The sequence below is a fragment of the Streptomyces venezuelae genome (assembly GCF_008642335.1).
GTDB lineage: Bacteria > Actinomycetota > Actinomycetes > Streptomycetales > Streptomycetaceae > Streptomyces > Streptomyces venezuelae_F.
On sequence record NZ_CP029191.1, the window covers coordinates 3,499,810 to 3,517,094 of the forward strand.

The following is a 17,285-nucleotide window of genomic DNA, read 5'->3' on the forward strand; positions in this document are numbered from 1 at the left end:
CAAGGCGGCGGGGCTTACGCTCTCGGCACCATCTGACGCTTCGTCAGTTCACGGTGTGGGGCCGGGAGGGGATCGCATGAGGACCTCGGTGAACGAGACCGCGTACGCGCTGGGCGAGTCCCGCACCCTCTGGGAACTGATCGCCCGCCGCGCCGACCTCACCCCCGACAGGCCCGTCCTCGTGCAGGCCACCGCCGAGCCCTCCGGGGACCGCACGCTCACCTTCGGTGAACTGCGGGACCGCGCCGAGCGCGTCGCCGCCGGGCTCTACGAGAGGGGCGTACGGCCCGGCACGGTCGTCGCCTGGCAGCTGCCCACCCGCATCGAGACCGCCCTGCTGTCCTTCGCGCTGGCCCGCATAGGCGCCGTCCAGTCGCCCCTGATCCCCTTCCTGCGGGACCGCGAAGTCGGCTACGCGCTCCGGGAGTCCAAGGCGGAGTTCTTCGCCGTACCGGGCGTCTGGCGCGGTTTCGACCACACGGAGATGGCCCACAGGCTCACCGCGGGGGGTGAGCGCGCGGTCGAGGTCTTCGAGGCGTACGCGTCGCTGCCCGAGGCCGACCCCGCCGTACTGCCCCCGCCGCCCTCCGACGGCACCGCGGTGCGCTGGATCTACTGGACCTCGGGGACCACCTCCGACCCCAAGGGCGTCCTGCACACCGACCGTTCGCTGATCGCGGGCGGCTCGTGCCTGGCCCACGCCCTGCACCTGAAGGAGTCGGACGTCGGGTCGATGGCGTTCCCCTTCGCCCACATCGCGGGCCCCGACTACACCGTGATGCTGCTGCTCTACGGCTTCCCCGCCGTCATGTTCGAGCACTTCGCGCTCCCCGCGTCACTCGACGGCTACCGGCGGCACGGCGTGACCGTGGCGGGCGGCTCGACCGCGTTCTACTCGATGTTCCTCACCGAGCAGCGCCAACTGCCCGAAGGGCAGAAGGTCATCCCCACGCTGCGCCTCCTCGCGGGCGGCGGGGCGCCCAAGCCGCCTGAGGTCTACCACGCGGTGGTGCGCGAGATGGGCTGCCAACTGACGCATGGGTACGGCATGACGGAGGTGCCGATGATCACGATGGGCGCCCCCGACGACACCGCGGAGAATCTCGCGACGACGGAAGGGCTGCCCCCCGAGGGCATGGAGATCCGCATCACGGACGCGGACGGCAACGAGCTGCCGCCCGACACGGACGGCGAGGTGCGGCTGCGCGGGGAAGCCGTGTGCCGGGGCTATCTGGACCCGGCGCAGAGCGCGGACGTCTTCGACGCCGACGGGTTCCTGATCACCGGAGACCTCGGCCACCTCAGGAAGAGCGGCCATCTCGTCCTCACCGGACGGGCGAAGGACATCATCATCCGCAAGGGGGAGAACATCTCCGCGAAGGAGATCGAGGATCTGCTCCACCGGCACCCGGCCGTCGGCGAGGCGGCCGTGATCGGCCTGCCCGACGCCGAACGCGGGGAGCGCGTCTGCGCGGTCGTCGAACAGCGCGCGGGCACCGGCACGTTGACGCTGGAGGCCGTCACCTCGTACCTGCGCGGGGAAGGCCTCTCCACCTACAAGCTGCCGGAACAGCTGGAGCTGGTCGAGGCGCTTCCCCGCAACGAGACGCTGCGCAAGGTCCTCAAGTACAAGCTGAGGGAGCGCTTCTCCGCTACTCGGGAACGGTGAAGTACTGCGCGAAGGCCGAGACGACCTCCTGCTCCGAGACGCGGCCGTCGCCGTCCGCGTCCAGAGCGGCGGCCACCGCGCTCGCGACGTCCTCGGGCACGCCCAGCGCCCTCAGCGCGCGCCCGGCCTCGGCCGGGGCCACCGTGCCGTCCGCGCGGGCGCCCGCGACGCCGATCGCGGCGTGCAGGAACGGCCGCGCGATCTCCGCGAACCGCTCGGGGTTGTCGCGCAGCCGCTTCACCGCGCCGCCCACGAACTCGTCGCGGGTGATGCGCTGGTCGCCGTCACGGTCCGCGATCCCCGCCATGCCCTGCCAGAACGCCTCGGCACCGATGTAGAGGGCCTGCCCCTTCTCGGACCGCGCCGTGGCGTCGAACTCCGCGCACAGGGCGGCTGCCGCCGTGCTGAAGTCCTCACGGGAGATGTAGCCGTTGCCATCCTGGTCGAAGGTGGCGAACCGGGCCGCGATCCTACGCTCGTACTCGGCACTGTCCATGATTCTCGGGCCGCCTCACTTCCGCGGTTGGGTACGTGTTCAGGGGCTGTTCCCCCGGCTGTGAGCGTACGTGCTGACGCCGGTCGGCCGGAGCCCTACGCGGAGAGTGGGGTCGCGCCGTCGTCCAGGGCCGCGGGGACGTCGGGGAAGACCTCGAAGAGGCGGCGTACGCCCAGCGCCGCGAGGACGCGGTTGACGTGGGAGCCGTCCTCGGCGCCCTTCGCGGGCAGTATCAGCCGCAGCCTGCCCTGGAAGGAGCGGATGAGGCGGCGCGTGGCGATCAGCACGCCGACGCCGCTGGAGTCGCAGAACAGCACTTCGGAGAGGTCGAGGACGATGCGGCGGCGGCCGTCGGCGACAGCGTCGTGCACGCGCTGACGCAGGACGGGCGAGGTCAGCAGGTCCATCTCGCCGGAAACGCACAGCACGGCCCAGCCCTCCTGCTCGCCCACGGTCACCTTGAGCGTCACGCGCCACGCCTCTCGCTCGCCGTTGCCTGCTCCGCGCCCGCGGAGTGATTGCGGAGTGGTCGCAGAGTGATCCGGAAGCAGTCCTTACGTTTCGTTCTGCTTCAGCTGCCCCACCTGCCTCCCATGAAACACCAGCAGGCCACCGTCAATATCATCCGGCCTCCGGCGAAGTGCGCGCTTTGCCGCAAACAGGAGTGCGTTGTCAGCGGCGCCGACTACATTCGAGGAAGGGCGGAAACCCGAAGTACCGTTCGAGTAGGCAGCACAAGCAGGCAGGCAGCAGAAGCAGCACGGGGCAAGCGCACGAGGGGGCCGCATGCCGAAGGACGCGCCGCGGCGCTGGGACCGCCGCATGCAGCAGCGGCTCGCGCACGGGGAGGCCGCCGCGCTGGGCGAGTTGTACGACAGATTCGCCTCGCTCGTGCACGGCCTGGCCCACCGCGTCCTCGGCGACGAGAGCGCCGCCGACCGCATCACCCGCGAAGTCTTCGGCCACGTCTGGGAGAACCCCGACGCGTACGACCCGCGACAGGGCCCGCTCCGCTCCTGGATCGCCACCCTCACCCACCAGCGCGCCGTCCACCGGCTCCGCCAGACCGAGTCCGCCGCGCTCGCCCGCGGCGGCGAGGGCACCACGGAGGACCTGGAGCGCAAGGTCCGCCGCGCCTCGGCGGCCGCCCGCGCGGACTACATCGTGACGGCCATGCCCACCCCGCTGCGCGCCGCCCTCGAACTGGCCTACTTCCAGCGCCGCGACTACCGCCAGACCGCCGCCGACCTCGGCGTCACCGAGGACGAGGCCCGCCGTAGACTCCGCCTCGGCCTGCAGCTCCTCTCCACGGCCAACGACACCGGCGCCACGCCCGCCGCCGACCGCACCCACGACACGTCGCCCGGCCCCGGAGCCACGCTGTGACCGGGACCGACCGCCCCGGGCCGCACGAAGAGCGGCCCGACCGCCACCGGCACGCCGGCCCCTCGGACCGCTCGGACCACGCGGACGGCACCGCGCCGCGCATACCGCTGCCGCGCGCCTCCGTCGAGGACACCGGAAACGCCCTGCCCGACCCGCCACCGGCACCCGAGCCGCTCGTCCTGGAGCACCGCGTCCTGAAATCCCTGCTCGGCGCCTGGGCGCTCGCCGCCTGCTCCGCGGAGGAGGCCACCGCCGTCGAGGAGCACCTGGGCGACTGCGGCCCGTGCGCGGAGGAAGCGCTCCGGCTGCGCGACGCCGTCGGCCTGCTCCACCCCGAGGAGAGCCTCGACCTCGACCCCGGTCTGCGCACCCGCGTCCTGGAGAGCTGCCTCGGCCGCCGCCCGCCACGCATCCCGGTGCCGGAGTGGGCCGTTCCGTACGACGCGGAGTGGCACGCGCCGGTGCGCCTGCGCTGGTTCGACGACGAAGGGCCGGTCAGCAGGAAGACGACCGTCGCCGGAGTCATCTCGCACCTGCTGGCGGTCGACGGCATGGTCGGGCTCGCCCTCGGCCTCGACGACCCGCTCGGCACCGAGGTCAGAGTCCCGCGGGACCCCGCCCACCGCACGGAGGCGCACTGGCGGGCGTCGCACTTCCCGCCCACCCGCGCGGTGCGCACCCCGTGGCGCGAGCAGACGCACGAACTGATCCGCACCGTGTCCTTCGCGGGCGGTGGCTCGGGCCGCCTCCCGGTGCCGTACGGAACGGTGCCCGTCCCGGGCGCCGACGGACCCGGGTCCGAACAGCAGCAGGCCGTCGAGCTGCCGCTGCGGGACTCGATGGTGGACCGCGCCTTCGAGTGCTGGATCCACGCGGGTGACATCGCCCACGCGGTCGACTACCCGTACGCACCGCCCGCGCCCCGGCACCTCCACCGCATGATCGACCTCGCCGCGCGGCTGCTCCCCGGCACGCTCGCCGAGCGCCGCCGCTCCGGGCTCGCCACCCCGCCGCGCCGCCTGGTCGCGGCGGGCGCGCCGGGCCGCAGCCTGCGCCTGGAGATCGAGGGGCTCGGCGGCGGCGAGTGGCTCATCCCGCTCGACTCCCCCGCGGCCACCGGCTCGCGGGAGCACGAGGTGGCGCACGTGGCGCTGGACGGCGTCGAGTTCTGCCGGCTCGCCGCGGGCCACGTGTCGCCGGAGGAGGCGGCCGCGGGCCAGGACGGCGACCGCGAGGCGATCCGCGACGTACTGTTCGCGGCGGCGTCGCTGAGCCGGATGTGAAGCCCGGGCGGTGACCCGGGTATTCAGGCGAAGACGACCGTGCGGCGGCCGTTCAGGAGGATCCGGCGCTCCGCGTGCCACTTCACGGCCCGCGCCAGCGCCTGGCACTCCACGTCACGGCCGATCGCGACCAGCTGGTCGGGGGTGACGCCGTGGCCGACCCGCTCGACCTCCTGCTCGATGATCGGGCCCTCGTCGAGGTCGGCGGTCACGTAGTGCGCGGTCGCACCGATGAGCTTCACGCCGCGGGCGTGCGCCTGGTGGTACGGCTTCGCGCCCTTGAAGCTCGGCAGGAACGAGTGGTGGATGTTGATGATCCGCCCGCTGAGCTCCTTGCACAGGTCGTCCGAGAGGACCTGCATGTAGCGGGCGAGGACGACGAGCTCCACGTCCAGCGAGCGCACGAGTTCGAGCAGCCGCGCCTCGGCCTCGGGCTTGTTCTCCTTCGTCACCGGGATGTGATGGAAGGGGATGTCGTACGAGGCGACGAGCTCGGCGAAGTCCTTGTGGTTGGAGACGACCGCGGCGATCTCCACGGGCAGCGCGCCGATCCGGGAGCGGAACAGCAGGTCGTTCAGGCAGTGCCCGAACTTCGACACCAGCAGGACCACGCGCATCCTGTCCTCGGCGCGGTGGATCTGCCAGTCCATCTGGAAGGAGTCGCCGATCGCGGCGAAGCTCGCCCGCAGCTTCTCGACGGTGACCGGCGCCTCGGCCGAGAAGTGGACGCGCATGAAGAACAGTCCGGTGTCGTGGTCGCCGAACTGCTGGCTGTCCTCGATGTTGCAGCCGGTCATGAAGAGGTAGCTCGACACGGCGTGCACGATGCCCTGCTTGTCGGGGCACGAAAGGGTGAGGACGTACTGCTCAGCGGGGGCGGCGGGCGCGGTGGACTGCTCGTTCATGCGGCCAAGGTTCCCACAGCGGACACCGCCGACGGCAATCGTCCCGGCAGACGGACGTGCCGTCGCGCGGACGCGCCGTGGGGCGGACGGTGCCGTCAGGCCGACCGGGTCATGATCCGCAGCACCTCAAGGGTCTGCGGCGGTACGTCCGGGTCCTCGCCGTCACCGGCGGCGAGCCGCACGTGCGCGTCGCGGGCCGCGCGGACGGCCTCGGGCCACCCCGGGTGGTCCAGGTAGACGGAGACCAGCGCGTCGGGTCCCACCTCGTGCATGATCCGCAGCACCCGCAGCACGGCCGTGTCGACGAGCGCCGCCTCCTGCGGGTCCCGGAAGATCGTCCCGACGTATTTCTCAGCGGACCAGTTGTCCAACCACGTGTCCTCGACCAGCCGGTACACGGCGTCGGTCACGTCCCCGTACTCCTCGCGCCCCGCGAGCCAGCACTCCCGCTGGAAGTCGGGGTCGGAGAGCATGTGCAGCGCCGAGCGCACGTTGCTGCGCCAGCGCCACCACGGCATGTCGTTGGTCGGCATGCCGCCCATGGTGCTGGAGCGACGGCCGCGACGGGAAGACTTCTCCGAATCTTGCACGGTCATGGATCGTACGTTCCCACTCCACGCACGCGAACCGGACCCCGCCCGTTCACTTTCATGTCACTGTCCGTTGAAGACGAGTCACTCCACGGTTGGCCGCACAACGGAATCGTGCAGGGACATGACCGGCTGGCGACGCACCTTCCTCCCCCGCCCCTCCCGAACCGCTGCGATCTCGGCGGCCGCCGTGGCGGCGTGTGCGTCGCTGATATCCGGCTGCGGGGTCATCCCTGGAACCACGGGGGGTTCCGGGGACGGCCCCATCACCGTGATGACCTGGGCCCCCGAGAAGACCAAGGCCACCAACAAGCCCGGTGTCCCCGCCATGGCGCAGGCCTACGCCCGCTGGGTCAACGCCCACGGCGGCCTCGGCGGCCGCGAGCTCAAGGTCCTCACCTGCAACGACCACAACGACTCCGTCGGTGCCGCCGAGTGCGCGCGGCAGGCCGTCGACAACGACGTGGTGGCGGTCGTCGGCGCGTACAGCCAGCACGGCCGGTCCTTCCTCGGCCCGCTCGAAGTCGCGGGCATCCCCTACATCGGCGGGTACGGCGTCACCGACGACGAGTTCAGCAGCCCCCTTTCGTACCCCGTCAACGGCGGCGAACCGGCCCTCCTCGCGGGCAACGGCCGACAGCTCGCCGCCCGCTGCGACCGGGTCTCCCTCGTCCGCCCCGACACCCTCGCCGGGGACGAGCTCCCCAAGCTGCTCAACCAGGGTCTCGCCGACGGCCACCACAAGCCCGTCTCCGACATCCGCGCCCCCGAGGACGGCACCGATCTCACACCGCAGGCCGAGCGGGCGCTGAAGGACGCGGGGGCGGACAACGGGTGCGTGACGGCGGCGCTCGGGGCGCGCACGGACACGTTCTACGACTCGTTCCGGCGCACCAAGGACGACTATCCGCCGGTCCGCATCTCGTCCGTGCTCGGCAGCGTCGACCAGTCCCTGATCGACCGCACCGGCGGCGCGAGCGGCCCCTACGAAGGGGCGTACGTCACCGGCTGGTACCCGGCGGCGGGCGACGCGCGGTGGGACCGGATGCGGGACGTCATCCGCGAGCAGGCGTTCGGCGACAACCGCGTCGACCCCTCCGACGCGGGCGTCCAGACGACGTGGATCGCGTACACCGTCCTGAAGCAGGCCGTCGAGTCGCTCGACGGCGGCGAGGTGTCGGCCCGCACGCTGCGCCGCGCCCTCGACGGCGGCCTCCGCGTCGAGACGGGCGGCCTTACCCCGCCGCTGAGCTGGCGCTTCGAGGACCTCCTCGCCGCCAGCGAGTTCCCCCGCCTGATCAACTCGGGCGTCACGTTCCAGACGGTGCGCGACGGGCGGCTCGTCCCGGCGCGCGAGGGCTTCGTGAACGTCGAGAAGACGCTGGAACAGACGGCGTAACCGTCCGCTCCTCTACAGCTGGGTCTTGTTGCGCTCGGTGAGGCCGTACTTCCGGGCGATGGCGTTCCAGTGGTTGGCGGCCTGCTCCTTGGCGGTGGTCGCCGCGCCGCTCTCGCGGTTGCCGGCCCCGGTCTGCGGGGTGTTGCGGGCGTGGCCCTTGTGGCAGCCCTTCTTGCCCGCGACCTGGTCCGCCCAGGCGGCGTAGTGGTTGTCGGCCGCGGCGGAGGCCTTCCACGCCTTGTTGAGGGAGGCCGTCAGCTGGTCGTTGGCGGGCAGCTTGTCGACCTTCAGACCGGCGAGCCGGGTGACGAGGCCGTTGCGCTGCTTGGCCGCGGCGCGCAGGTCCTTGGCCGACTGGCTCAGGTTCTGGCACTTGCCCACGTTGCGTACGGCGGCGATGACCGAGTCGCGGCTGTTGTTGCTGTCGGCGAGCAGCTTGTCCAGGGCGACGGCCTGCTCCTTGGCGGGGTCGGCGCTCGGCGAGGGCCGCTCGTCGGGCTCGCCGGAGGCGGAGACAGGCTGCCCGTCGTCACTCTTGTCGTCCTCGCCGCCACCGGCGCTGAGGAGGGCGCCCGCGCCGATGCCGAGGAGGGCGATGCCGACGCCGACGGCGGCGATCAGCGGCACCTTCGATCCGGTGCGGCTGCGCCGTCCCCCGCCGCCGTGGCCGCCGCCCGCGGGCTCCGGGGCGGGTACGGGCGCCGGGCCCTGGGCCTGGACGCGCGGCATCTGCTGCGTGGACGCGGGCCCTTCCGCCTCCGGCTCGGTACGGAAGAGACTGTCGAACTCGGCGGGCGGCTGCCGGTCGCCGGGGGCGCCGGGCCGAATGCCGTAGGGCGCGCCGGCGGGCTCGGGAGGTGTGGCCGGCCCTGCGGGGCCTGCCGGGACGGGCGCGATGAACTGAGTGGGATCGCTGTCGGACCCCCCACCCGCCGACCCGCCGGCCCGCCCCAGGAACTGCGTGGCATCGCCGGCGGAAGCCTCGGGCGGCAACGCACCGGGTCCCACGGGAGGTATGTACTGCGTGACCCCCTCGTCGGCGGCGCCCACATCGCGGCCCACCGGAGGTATGTACTGCGTGACTCCCTCATCGGCGGCGCCCGCGTTCGCGCCCACGGGGGGTATGAACTGCGTGGCATCACTGTCGGCTGTAGCGCCGGGCGCGGCGACAGGCGGCAACGGCGCACTCCGCCCCGCCGACGCGACGGGCGGCAACGGCTGGGGCTGCGCGGCGGGGGGCAGGGGGGCGGCGTGGGCACCCTGGGCCCGCTGGGGTGCGGCAGGGGTCTGCGGCGCGGCGTGTGCGCCGTGTCTGGGCTGCGAGGAGGGGGGCTGCGGCTGCTCGGGGCGGGGGGCGGCATGGGCGCCGTGCGCCGCCTGCGCCCCATGCGCGCCCTGTCCCTGCGGCCCGGCGTGGGCGCCCCCGTGCCGGGGCTGACGCGCGTCTTGCCCGTAGGCACCGGATTGGCCCGGCGAGGTGCCGGGACCTGCCTGGGGGTAGCCGTATCCGGGCTGGACACCGCCAGGCTGCTGAACGCCGTGCCCCGCCTGCGGGTAGCCGTAGCCCGGCTCGGAGGCGCTGGGCCCGCCGGGCTGCTGAACGCCGTGGCCCGACTGCTGACCACCGGTGCCGGGGTGCGGGGCACCGGGGCCCGACTGCGGATAGCCGTAACCGGGCTGGGGGACGCCGGAACCACCGGGCTGCTGAACGCCGTGGCCCGACTGCTGACCACCGGTGCCGGGGTGCGGGGCACCGGGCCCCGACTGCGGATAGCCGTATCCGGGCTGGGGGGCGCCGGAACCACCGGACTGCTGAACGCCGTGGCCCGACTGCTGACCACCGGTGCCGGGGTGCGGGGCGCCGGGCCCCGACTGCGGATAGCCGTATCCGGGCTCGGAGGCGTGGGGGCCGGGGTAAGGGGCGCCGGAGCCGGGCTGCCGGCCGTCGGCACCGTGCCGGGCGTCAGCGCCCCGCTGCGGGGAACCGTGTCCGGGCTGAGCGGCGCCGCCGGGGCCCGGCTGCGGGTTGCCATAGCTCCGCTGCCGGTCGCCGGGGCCGTCGCCCGGCCCCGACTGCGGATAGCCGTAGCCCGGCTGCGAAGCACCAGGACCGGGCTGCTGGCCGCCCCCACCGGAGAGCTGGGCTCCAGCACCCGGCTGCGGGGAGCCGTACTCGGGTTGCGGGGCGCCGTAACCGGGCTGCTGACCACCGGGGCCGGCAGCCTGCGCGGCACCCGGCCCCGACTGCGGGTAGCCGTAGCCCGGCTGTGCAGCACCAGGGCCGGGCTGGTGGACGCCCGTGCCGGAGGGCTGGGATCCGGCGCTCGGCTGCGGGGAGCCGTATCCGGGCTGCGGGGTGCCGTACCCCGGCTGCCGACCGGCGGTGTGCGCGGCACCCGGGCCCGACTGCGGGTAGCCGTAGCCCGGCTGGGGTGTGGGATGGGCGTTGTGGCCCTGTGAGGGGGCGTACGACGCGGGGTCGGTTTCCGGGGGGAGGGGCTGGGCCTGGGGCGGCGTCGACGTTTCGGGACCCCACGGGTCGCCCCACGGCGTGCCGCCGGCCGGGGCGGTGTGCCGGCCCGCGGTGCCGGGGAACAGCGGCTCGCTGCCGTCCGCGGGCAGCACGACGCCCTCGTGGGCGGGCCGCTGCTGCGGATCGGAAGAAGCAGCGCCCTGACCGCTCTGCTGCGTCACCGGGACTCCTACACCTGGGGGGACCTACGGAACCGTCGGGTCACGCTACCGGGTCGCCACATCCCTCTGCCACGCAGCTCAGAACGCCGCCCTCCGCGCAGTGACGGCAGTAACAAAACCTCCCTGTCAGACGCTGTTCTCAGGCAGCCTGGACGTCCAGGCGCGCTCCGAACTCGCGCACCACCGGCTCCTCCCGGTAGGGGTGGAGCCGGTCCTGGAAGTCCTCCAGGTACTCCGCACCGCGGTTCGACCGCAGCGTGCCGAGGAGTTCGACCGCCTTGAGGCCCGTGTGGCAGGCCTGTTCCACCTCGCGCCGCTGCACCTGTGCCGTGGCCAGCAGGACCAGGCCGATGGCCCGGCGGCGGGCCCGCGTCTCGGGGTGGCCGTCCAGGGATTCCTGCGCGCTGCGCGCCGCCGCGTCCGCCTGCCCCAAGTCCCGGTGACAATGCGCCATTTCATCGGCCAGATATGCGTGGTCGAAGTGGCGGATCCACGTCGGGTCGTCGCCGGAGTCCTCCGTGGCGGACGCCCTGTCCATCGCCTCCACCGCCCGCCCCGCCACGACCTGCGTGGCCCGCGCGTCCCCGAGCAGCGCGTGTCCGCGCGCCTCCGCGGCGTAGAACATCGCCTCCGCGCGGGGCGTGACCCTCCCGCGTGTCCCCTCCTGCGCGGCCCGCGCCAACTGCGCGATCTCGCGCGGGTTCCCGAGCTGCGCGGCGAGGTGACTCATCGACGCCGCCAGTACGTACCCTCCGTACCCCCGGTCGCCCGCCGCCTGGGCCAGCCGGAGCGCCTGGATGTAGTAGCGCTGGGCGAGGCCCGGCTGCCCCGTGTCGACGGCCATGTATCCGGCGAGCTCCGTCAACCGGGCGACCGCGGCGAAGAGTTCACGCCCGACCGCCTCCCGGTAGGAGCCCGCGAGCAGCCCGGAGACCACGGAGTTGAGGTAGTGCACGACGACCGGCCGCACATGGCCGCTGCCGAACTGGTGGTCCAGCCGGGTCAGCGCCTCCGTCATCGCCTTGACCGCCGCCACGTCCGCCATCCCGACACGCGGCCCCGCGGACCTGCCGACCTGCGGGTCCGGCGAGGAGATCAGCCAGTCGCGGCTGGGCTCGACGAGCGCGGACGCGGCCACGGACGACCCAGAGAGGAAGTCGCGGCGGCCCACGTCGCTGCGCCACAGCTCGCAGACCTGCTCGATGGCGCCGAGGACGGTCGGCGAGAACTGCAGGCCGACGCCGGAGGCGAGGTTCTTGCCGTTCGCCATGCCGATCTCGTCGATGGTGACGGTCCGGCCCAGCTTGCGGCCGAGCGCCTCCGCGATGATGCCGGGCGCCCGCCCGCGCGGCTGCTGCCCGCGCAGCCAGCGGGCGACGGACGTCTTGTCGTAGCGCAGGTCGAGGCCGTGCTCCGCGCCACACATGTTGACCCTGCGGGCCAGACCGGCGTTGGAACAGCCGGCTTCCTGAATGAGCGCCTGCAGCCGTTCATTGGGCTGTCGCGCGACGAGTGGCCTGGCGGCCATGGCGTACCCCCTGTGTGCACCGTGGACCATCGGAACGGGCGGCCGCCGTGGACCGCCTCAGGGTGATCAATGCCCTTGGGACGAGGCGAAGATGCGCCACAAAAGAAGCAAAAGAACGCATAAAGAACTACAAGTGCAAAACTGTACGGTCTCGAGGCGTGCTCCCCTTGCCCGAGGCGCTCTCCGACTGCCCGAGACCTGGCTACCCGCCCCCGGCAGCCAATCCCCACGCGCGCCCCCGCCCATGCACCCATGCGCCCCGCTCGCAGGATCGATGCTCCTCCCCCGCCCTCGCGTGCGCCCGTAACCCGAGGTGGCACCGGGAGTTGAGAACTCCGTGGAAGAGACCATCGGAGTCACGTCAGCCGCGCAGATCCCGAAGCAGCGCGGAGAAGCCTTGCTCGACACGGCCGTGCGGTACGCGGAGGAGCGTCACTGGGACGTGTTCCCCGGGACCTGGCTCGAGTCCGTCGAGGGCGTCGAGCAGTGCTCGTGCGGGGAGGCCGCGTGCGACGCGCCCGGCGCACACCCCGCCCGCGAGGACTGGGCGACCCAGGCCACCGGCAGCGCGACCGTGGCCCGGCGGCTCTGGCAGAAGCAGCCCAAGGCGTCGATCCTGCTCCCCACCGGGCGCACGTTCGACGCGATCGACGTGCCCGAGACCGCCGGCTTCCTCGCGCTCGCCCGCATGGAGCGGATGGAGCTCACCCTCGGCCCCGTGACCTGCACGCCCGACCGCCGCATGCAGTTCTTCGTGCTGCCCGGCGCCACGGCCAAGGTCCCCGACCTGGTACGCAAGCTGGGCTGGCCGCCGGCCGCCATCGACCTGGTCGCGCTCGGCGAGGGGACGTACGTCGCCGGGCCCCCGACCCGCTTCGGCGCCATCGGTGCCGTCCAGTGGGCCTGCCGCCCCACCGTCGCCAACCGCTGGCTGCCGGACGCCGAGGAGATCATCTCCCCGCTGGCCTACGCGTGCGGCAGGGAAGCGCGCCGCTGACGGGCAGGCACCGAGAGCCGCCGACCTTCCCTGGAGCCGCCGTCGACGTATCGTGCGGACACGGCGGACACCACGGACACGGCGGGCTCAGTGGAGGGCGGCACGGTGACGGAAGCGGCGACGGACGCGGGAACGGAAACGTCGGCGGTACGGATCCGGGGGCTCTGGAAGCGGTTCGGCGAGCAGGTCGCCGTCGCCGGGATCGACCTGTCGCTGCCCGCGGGCCGGTTCATCGGCCTGGTCGGACCCAACGGCGCGGGCAAGACCACGACCCTCTCCATGGTCACCGGCCTCCTCCGGCCCGACCAGGGCACCGTCGAGGTCGTCGGTCACGACGTGTGGCGCGACCCCGTCGAGGTGAAGGCCCGCATCGGCGTACTCCCCGAGGGCCTGCGCCTCTTCGAGCGGCTCTCGGGGCGCGAACTCCTCGCGTACACCGGGAGACTGCGCGGACTGCCCGGCGCCGAGGTCGACAAACGCGCCACCCAGCTCCTCGACGTACTCGACCTCGCGGGCGCCCAGCACAAACTCGTCGTCGACTACTCGACCGGCATGCGCAAGAAGATCGGCCTCGCCGCCGCGCTGCTGCACAACCCCGAAGTCCTCTTCCTCGACGAGCCGTTCGAGGGCGTCGATCCCGTCTCCGCACAGACGATCCGCGGCGTCCTGGAGCGGTACACCGCGTCCGGCGCCACCGTCGTCTTCTCCTCGCACGTCATGGAGCTCGTCGAATCCCTCTGCGACTGGGTCGCCGTCATGGCCGCGGGACGCATCCGCGCGCACGGACCACTCGCCGAGGTGCGGGGCGCGGCGCCCTCGCTGCAGCAGGCGTTCCTCGAACTCGTCGGCGCGCACGGCCGCACCGCGGGAACCGACCTCGACTGGCTGGGCGGCGGCCCCCGATGAGCACGGCCGACACCACGAGGGCGCGCACGTCCCCGGCGCTCGCGCCCGTCCTCATCCGCCTGAAACTCTCCCTCCTGCGCAACGGCCTGCGGCAGTCCACGGGCCGCCGCGCCGCCTACATCGCGTCCGTCACCGTCGCGCTCCTCTTCGCCGCGCTGCAGCTCCTCGGGCTCGTCGCGCTGCGCGGCAACGCGCACGCCGCGACGGTCTGCGTCCTGCTCGTCGGAGTGCTCGCGCTCGGCTGGGCGGTCATGCCGCTGTTCTTCCCGAGCGGCGACGAGACGCTCGACCCGACGCGCCTGGTGATGCTGCCGCTGCGGCCACAACCGCTCGTACGGGCGCTGCTCGCCGCATCCCTCGTGGGCATCGGCCCGCTGTTCACGCTCTGTCTCGCGGCGGGCGCCGCGGTGGCCCTGGCGCACGGCGCCGCGGCGGCGGTCACCGCTGTCCTCGCGGTCGTCCTCACCCTGCTCGTCTGCGTGGCGCTGGCGCGCGCGGTCGCCGCCGCCAACATCCGCCTCCTCACCAGCCGCAAGGGACGCGACCTCGCCGTCCTCAGCGGCCTTGTGATCGCGGTCGGCGCGCAGGTCGTCAACTTCGGCGCGCAGAAGCTCGGTTCGTCGGGCCTGTCCACGCTCGACCCGGCGGCGGACGTCGTGCGCTGGCTCCCGCCGTCCGCGGCGCTCGGCGCGGTCGACTCGGTCAGCAGGGGAGCGTACGCCACGGCAGCGGCCCAACTGCTTCTGACCGCGGCGGCCCTCCTCGCCCTCCTCACCCTCTGGCAGCGCAGCCTGACCCGGCTGATGACGGCACCGGACGGCTCCACGCTCGCGGCCGCCCAGCCGGACAAGGGCACGTCCCGCACGTCGGGCGCCCTCGGCGGGCTGCTGCCCGCGGGCCGCACCGGCACGGTCATGGAACGCAGCCTCCGCTACGTCTGGCGCGATCCGAAGACCAAGGCCGCCTGGGTCACGTCCCTCGCCATCGGCCTGATCGTGCCGCTCTTCAACGCCCTGCAGGGCACCGGCTCCGTCTACTTCGCGTGCTTCGCGGCGGGCATGCTCGGCGTCCTCATGTACAACCAGTTCGGGCAGGACACGTCGGCGTTCTGGATGGTGGCGATGACGATCTCCTCGCCCCGTGACGCGTACGTGGAGCTGCGCGGCCGGGCCCTCGCGCTGCTCCTGATCACCCTCCCGTACGCCGCGCTGGTCACCGTCCTGACGACCGCGATGCTCGGCGACTGGCCGGCGCTGCCGGAGGTGCTCGGCCTCTCCTTCGCGCTGCTCGGCGCGATGCTGGCCACGGGCGCGTGGTCGTCGGCCCGCTTCCCGTACTCGATCCCGCAGGAGGGCTACAAGAACGTCGCCCCCGGCCAGGCGGGCCTCGCCTGGATCTCCATCGTCGGCGGCATGGTCGCGGCGGCGCTGCTGTGCGCGCCCTTCCTGACCCTCACGATCTGGCTGCACGCCTCAAGCGCGACGTCCTGGACGTGGCTGCTGCTGCCGCTCGGCGCGGCCTACGGGGCGACGATCACGGAGCTGGGCCTGCGGCTCGCGGCGCCGCGGCTGGCGAGGCGGTTGCCGGAGATCCTCACGGCGGTGAGCAGGGGTTGACGCAGGCGACCCGCGAGCCTGGGTCCCTGCCGCCCGGGGCGGAGGGAGCCGGCCGGACGTACCGGCGGCTCGCGGGTCGGGTGACTGCTTTGGGTTTGGGCCGGCTGCACGCTCGTCACTCGTGCCGGCCGGGCACCGCACTGGGTGTGGTGGCAGGCCGCTAGCCCGCAGCCACCTCTCGCGTCCGCAATGAAATCACTGCCGGATCACCTCCTTTCTTCGAGTGATACACACCTTAGGAAGCGGCGTCGCGCGGCTCAACCGGTTTTTCGGGTAGGCGGACTGGCGGACGCACAACGATTTCTCTCCAACTTCCGGGAAGTTCCTGTGGGCTGCGTCACGTTCCAGTTGAATGATCTGACATGCGGTACGGGCAGATCGCGCAGGCCTGTAGGGGGTGCCACGTGAGTGCTTCGCGGCGGAGCGGAACCACTGACGAACTTGGTCCTGAAGAACCCGAGCCCGGAGGCGCCGAGCTGCTCGCGGCGCTCCTCGACGGAATGGACGCCGCGCTCTGCGCCTTCGACGCCGACGGTGTGGTGACGCACTGGAACCGCGAGGCCGAGCGGATCCTCGGGTGGACGGCGGCGGAGGCCGTGGGGCGACACGGGTTCACGGGGTGGGCCGTGCGGCCCGCCGACGCCGGGGACGTCGAGGAGCGGCTGCTGTCCGCGATGGACGCGCCGGGCCGGCAGGTGCACGAGTTCGCTCTGGTGACCAAGGACGGCGGACGGGTCCTGGTGCGCATGCAGTCGGCGTCCGTGCGGGGCGGGGACGGCAAGTCGTCGGGGGTGTACTGCGCCTTCAGCGAGGTCCACGCGCAGATCGACCTGGAGCGGTCCATCGCGCTGAGCGAGGCGCTGTTCGAGACGGCGTCGTGGGGCGTGGTCCTGGTCGACGCGGATCTGCGGCCCGCCGTCGTCAACGAACACGCGGCCCGCGCCTTCGGAGTGGGCCGCAGCGCCGTGCTCGGGCGGCCGCTCGCCGATCTGCTCGGGCAGGGCGTCGAGGAGCTCGAGAGCGCCCTGACGCACGTCCTCGCCGAGGGGACGCCGCCCGCGCCCGCGGAGATGTGGGTGACGGTGCGGGCCGCCGCGGGCGGCGATGACGACGGGGAGGCACGCCGGTGCTGGCGCAGCGGCTTCCTCCGCCTCGCCTCGCCGCTCGCCGAGGAGCCCGTGCCGCTGGGCGTCGGCTGGCTGTTCCTCGACGTCACGGAGGCCAAGCAGGCGGAGCAGGAGGCGTCGCAGCTGCGGTTCCGGTCCCAGCAGCTGCACCGGGCGGCGCGGGCCACCGCGGAGTGCGAGGACCCGACGGAGGCGGCGACGGTCCAGCTGGACTTCGCGCTCGCGGGCTTCGCTGACCACGCCCTGGTCGATGTGCTGGCGGGCGAGAACCCGGTACGTCTGGTCCGTACGGCGGCGACGCCCGCGGGACCGCCGGGACCCTGCCGCCCCGTCGCCACGGCGGGCATCCCCGTCCGCTACCCCGAGGGGCATCCCGCGCCGCAGAGCGTGGAGCGGGTCGGGTCCGTGCGGGCCAGCGCGGGGGTGGGGGCGTCGGAGGACCGGGTGCGGGAGTGGGCGGCGGCCCGGCAGTGGCCCGAGGACTCCGTCCACGCCCTGTGCGTCGTCCTGCGGAGCAGGGGCCGGACGTTGGGCGTCGTGACGTTTCTGCGGGGGGCGGGGCGGGGGATGTTCGACCGCTCCGACGCGGCGTACGCGGAGAGCGTCGCGTCCCGCGTCGCCGTATCCCTCGACCTGGCCCAGATCCTCTCCCCCTAGAGGCGGGGGGGGTGGGGAGCCCCTCATCCACA

General features: G+C 73.2%; 14 protein-coding genes. 8 read left to right on the top strand and 6 right to left on the bottom strand.

What is annotated here, in order from left to right; genetic code table 11:
* Positions 1 to 88: 88 nt before the first annotated feature.
* On the top strand, positions 89 to 1,669 hold the full coding sequence (locus DEJ49_RS15575; RefSeq protein ID WP_150188262.1) for a class I adenylate-forming enzyme family protein: 1,581 nt from the start codon (positions 89 to 91) through the stop codon (positions 1,667 to 1,669).
* On the opposite strand, the gene DEJ49_RS15580 is transcribed toward DEJ49_RS15575, so the two are convergent.
* Entirely contained in the window at positions 1,653 to 2,165 is a 513-nt protein-coding gene (locus DEJ49_RS15580) for an EF-hand domain-containing protein (RefSeq protein ID WP_150184681.1), read from the bottom strand. The two genes, DEJ49_RS15575 and DEJ49_RS15580, sit on opposite strands and share 17 nt — an antisense overlap.
* Positions 2,166 to 2,260: 95 nt before the next feature.
* Positions 2,261 to 2,635 (bottom strand): STAS domain-containing protein, encoded by a 375-nt coding sequence (locus tag DEJ49_RS15585; protein ID WP_150169152.1) that lies wholly within the window; start codon positions 2,633 to 2,635, stop codon positions 2,261 to 2,263.
* A 316-nt stretch (positions 2,636 to 2,951) separates the two neighbouring features.
* On the opposite strand from DEJ49_RS15585, the gene DEJ49_RS15590 reads away from it, so the two are divergent.
* Positions 2,952 to 3,551, top strand: a complete 600-nt coding sequence (locus DEJ49_RS15590) for a sigma-70 family RNA polymerase sigma factor (protein ID WP_150184682.1) — start codon at positions 2,952 to 2,954, stop codon at positions 3,549 to 3,551.
* Positions 3,548 to 4,834: a zf-HC2 domain-containing protein gene (locus DEJ49_RS15595; RefSeq protein WP_150184683.1), complete on the top strand. Its 1,287-nt coding sequence runs from the start codon at positions 3,548 to 3,550 to the stop codon at positions 4,832 to 4,834. The genes DEJ49_RS15590 and DEJ49_RS15595 overlap by 4 nt, the downstream gene beginning before the upstream one ends.
* 23 nt (positions 4,835 to 4,857) lie before the next feature.
* Here the strand turns inward: DEJ49_RS15595 and purU are convergent, their stop codons facing one another.
* Both purU and DEJ49_RS15605 read right to left on the bottom strand, forming a co-directional pair.
* Positions 4,858 to 5,739, bottom strand: coding sequence for a formyltetrahydrofolate deformylase (gene purU, locus DEJ49_RS15600; RefSeq protein WP_150184684.1), 882 nt, complete (start codon positions 5,737 to 5,739; stop codon positions 4,858 to 4,860).
* A gap of 95 nt (positions 5,740 to 5,834) precedes the next feature.
* A complete protein-coding gene (locus DEJ49_RS15605; protein WP_150184685.1) occupies positions 5,835 to 6,335 on the bottom strand; it encodes an SCO4402 family protein in 501 nt (166 codons plus the stop codon).
* Between the two features lie 118 nt (positions 6,336 to 6,453).
* Between DEJ49_RS15605 and DEJ49_RS15610 the strand changes: the two genes are divergently transcribed.
* Positions 6,454 to 7,728 carry an ABC transporter substrate-binding protein gene (locus tag DEJ49_RS15610; RefSeq protein WP_150184686.1) on the top strand — a complete coding sequence of 425 codons (1,275 nt, stop codon included), beginning with the start codon at positions 6,454 to 6,456 and terminating at the stop codon, positions 7,726 to 7,728.
* 12 nt (positions 7,729 to 7,740) lie between these two features.
* Here the strand turns inward: DEJ49_RS15610 and DEJ49_RS35950 are convergent, their stop codons facing one another.
* Entirely contained in the window at positions 7,741 to 10,422 is a 2,682-nt protein-coding gene (locus DEJ49_RS35950) for a hypothetical protein (RefSeq protein ID WP_190329362.1), read from the bottom strand.
* A 139-nt stretch (positions 10,423 to 10,561) separates the two neighbouring features.
* Positions 10,562 to 11,950, bottom strand: a complete 1,389-nt coding sequence (locus tag DEJ49_RS15620) for a transcriptional regulator (RefSeq protein ID WP_150184687.1) — start codon at positions 11,948 to 11,950, stop codon at positions 10,562 to 10,564.
* Positions 11,951 to 12,287: 337 nt separating this feature from the next.
* Between DEJ49_RS15620 and DEJ49_RS15625 the strand changes: the two genes are divergently transcribed.
* From DEJ49_RS15625 to DEJ49_RS15640, 4 genes are all read left to right on the top strand, one after another.
* Positions 12,288 to 12,947, top strand: a complete 660-nt coding sequence (locus DEJ49_RS15625; protein ID WP_150184688.1) for a bifunctional DNA primase/polymerase — start codon at positions 12,288 to 12,290, stop codon at positions 12,945 to 12,947.
* 105 nt (positions 12,948 to 13,052) lie between these two features.
* Complete coding sequence (locus tag DEJ49_RS15630) at positions 13,053 to 13,853, top strand: ABC transporter ATP-binding protein (RefSeq protein WP_150184689.1); 801 nt, start codon at positions 13,053 to 13,055, stop codon at positions 13,851 to 13,853.
* Positions 13,850 to 15,469 carry a transporter gene (locus DEJ49_RS15635; RefSeq protein ID WP_150184690.1) on the top strand — a complete coding sequence of 540 codons (1,620 nt, stop codon included), beginning with the start codon at positions 13,850 to 13,852 and terminating at the stop codon, positions 15,467 to 15,469. Before DEJ49_RS15630 ends, DEJ49_RS15635 begins: the two co-directional genes overlap by 4 nt.
* Positions 15,470 to 15,873: 404 nt before the next feature.
* A complete protein-coding gene (locus DEJ49_RS15640) occupies positions 15,874 to 17,253 on the top strand; it encodes a PAS domain-containing protein (RefSeq protein ID WP_150184691.1) in 1,380 nt (459 codons plus the stop codon).
* The last annotated feature ends 32 nt before the right edge of the window (positions 17,254 to 17,285 follow it).

Excerpts from the sequence above, each read along its gene's own strand:
- DEJ49_RS15590 (WP_150184682.1), top strand. The coding sequence starts at position 2,952 with ATGCCGAAGGACGCGCCGCGGCGCTGGGACCGCCGCATGCAGCAGCGG.
- DEJ49_RS15635 (WP_150184690.1), top strand. The coding sequence starts at position 13,850 with ATGAGCACGGCCGACACCACGAGGGCGCGCACGTCCCCGGCGCTCGCG.
- DEJ49_RS15610 (WP_150184686.1), top strand. The coding sequence starts at position 6,454 with ATGACCGGCTGGCGACGCACCTTCCTCCCCCGCCCCTCCCGAACCGCT.
- purU (WP_150184684.1), bottom strand. The coding sequence starts at position 5,739 with ATGAACGAGCAGTCCACCGCGCCCGCCGCCCCCGCTGAGCAGTACGTC.
- DEJ49_RS15620 (WP_150184687.1), bottom strand. The coding sequence starts at position 11,950 with ATGGCCGCCAGGCCACTCGTCGCGCGACAGCCCAATGAACGGCTGCAG.
- DEJ49_RS15605 (WP_150184685.1), bottom strand. The coding sequence starts at position 6,335 with ATGACCGTGCAAGATTCGGAGAAGTCTTCCCGTCGCGGCCGTCGCTCC.
- DEJ49_RS15580 (WP_150184681.1), bottom strand. The coding sequence starts at position 2,165 with ATGGACAGTGCCGAGTACGAGCGTAGGATCGCGGCCCGGTTCGCCACC.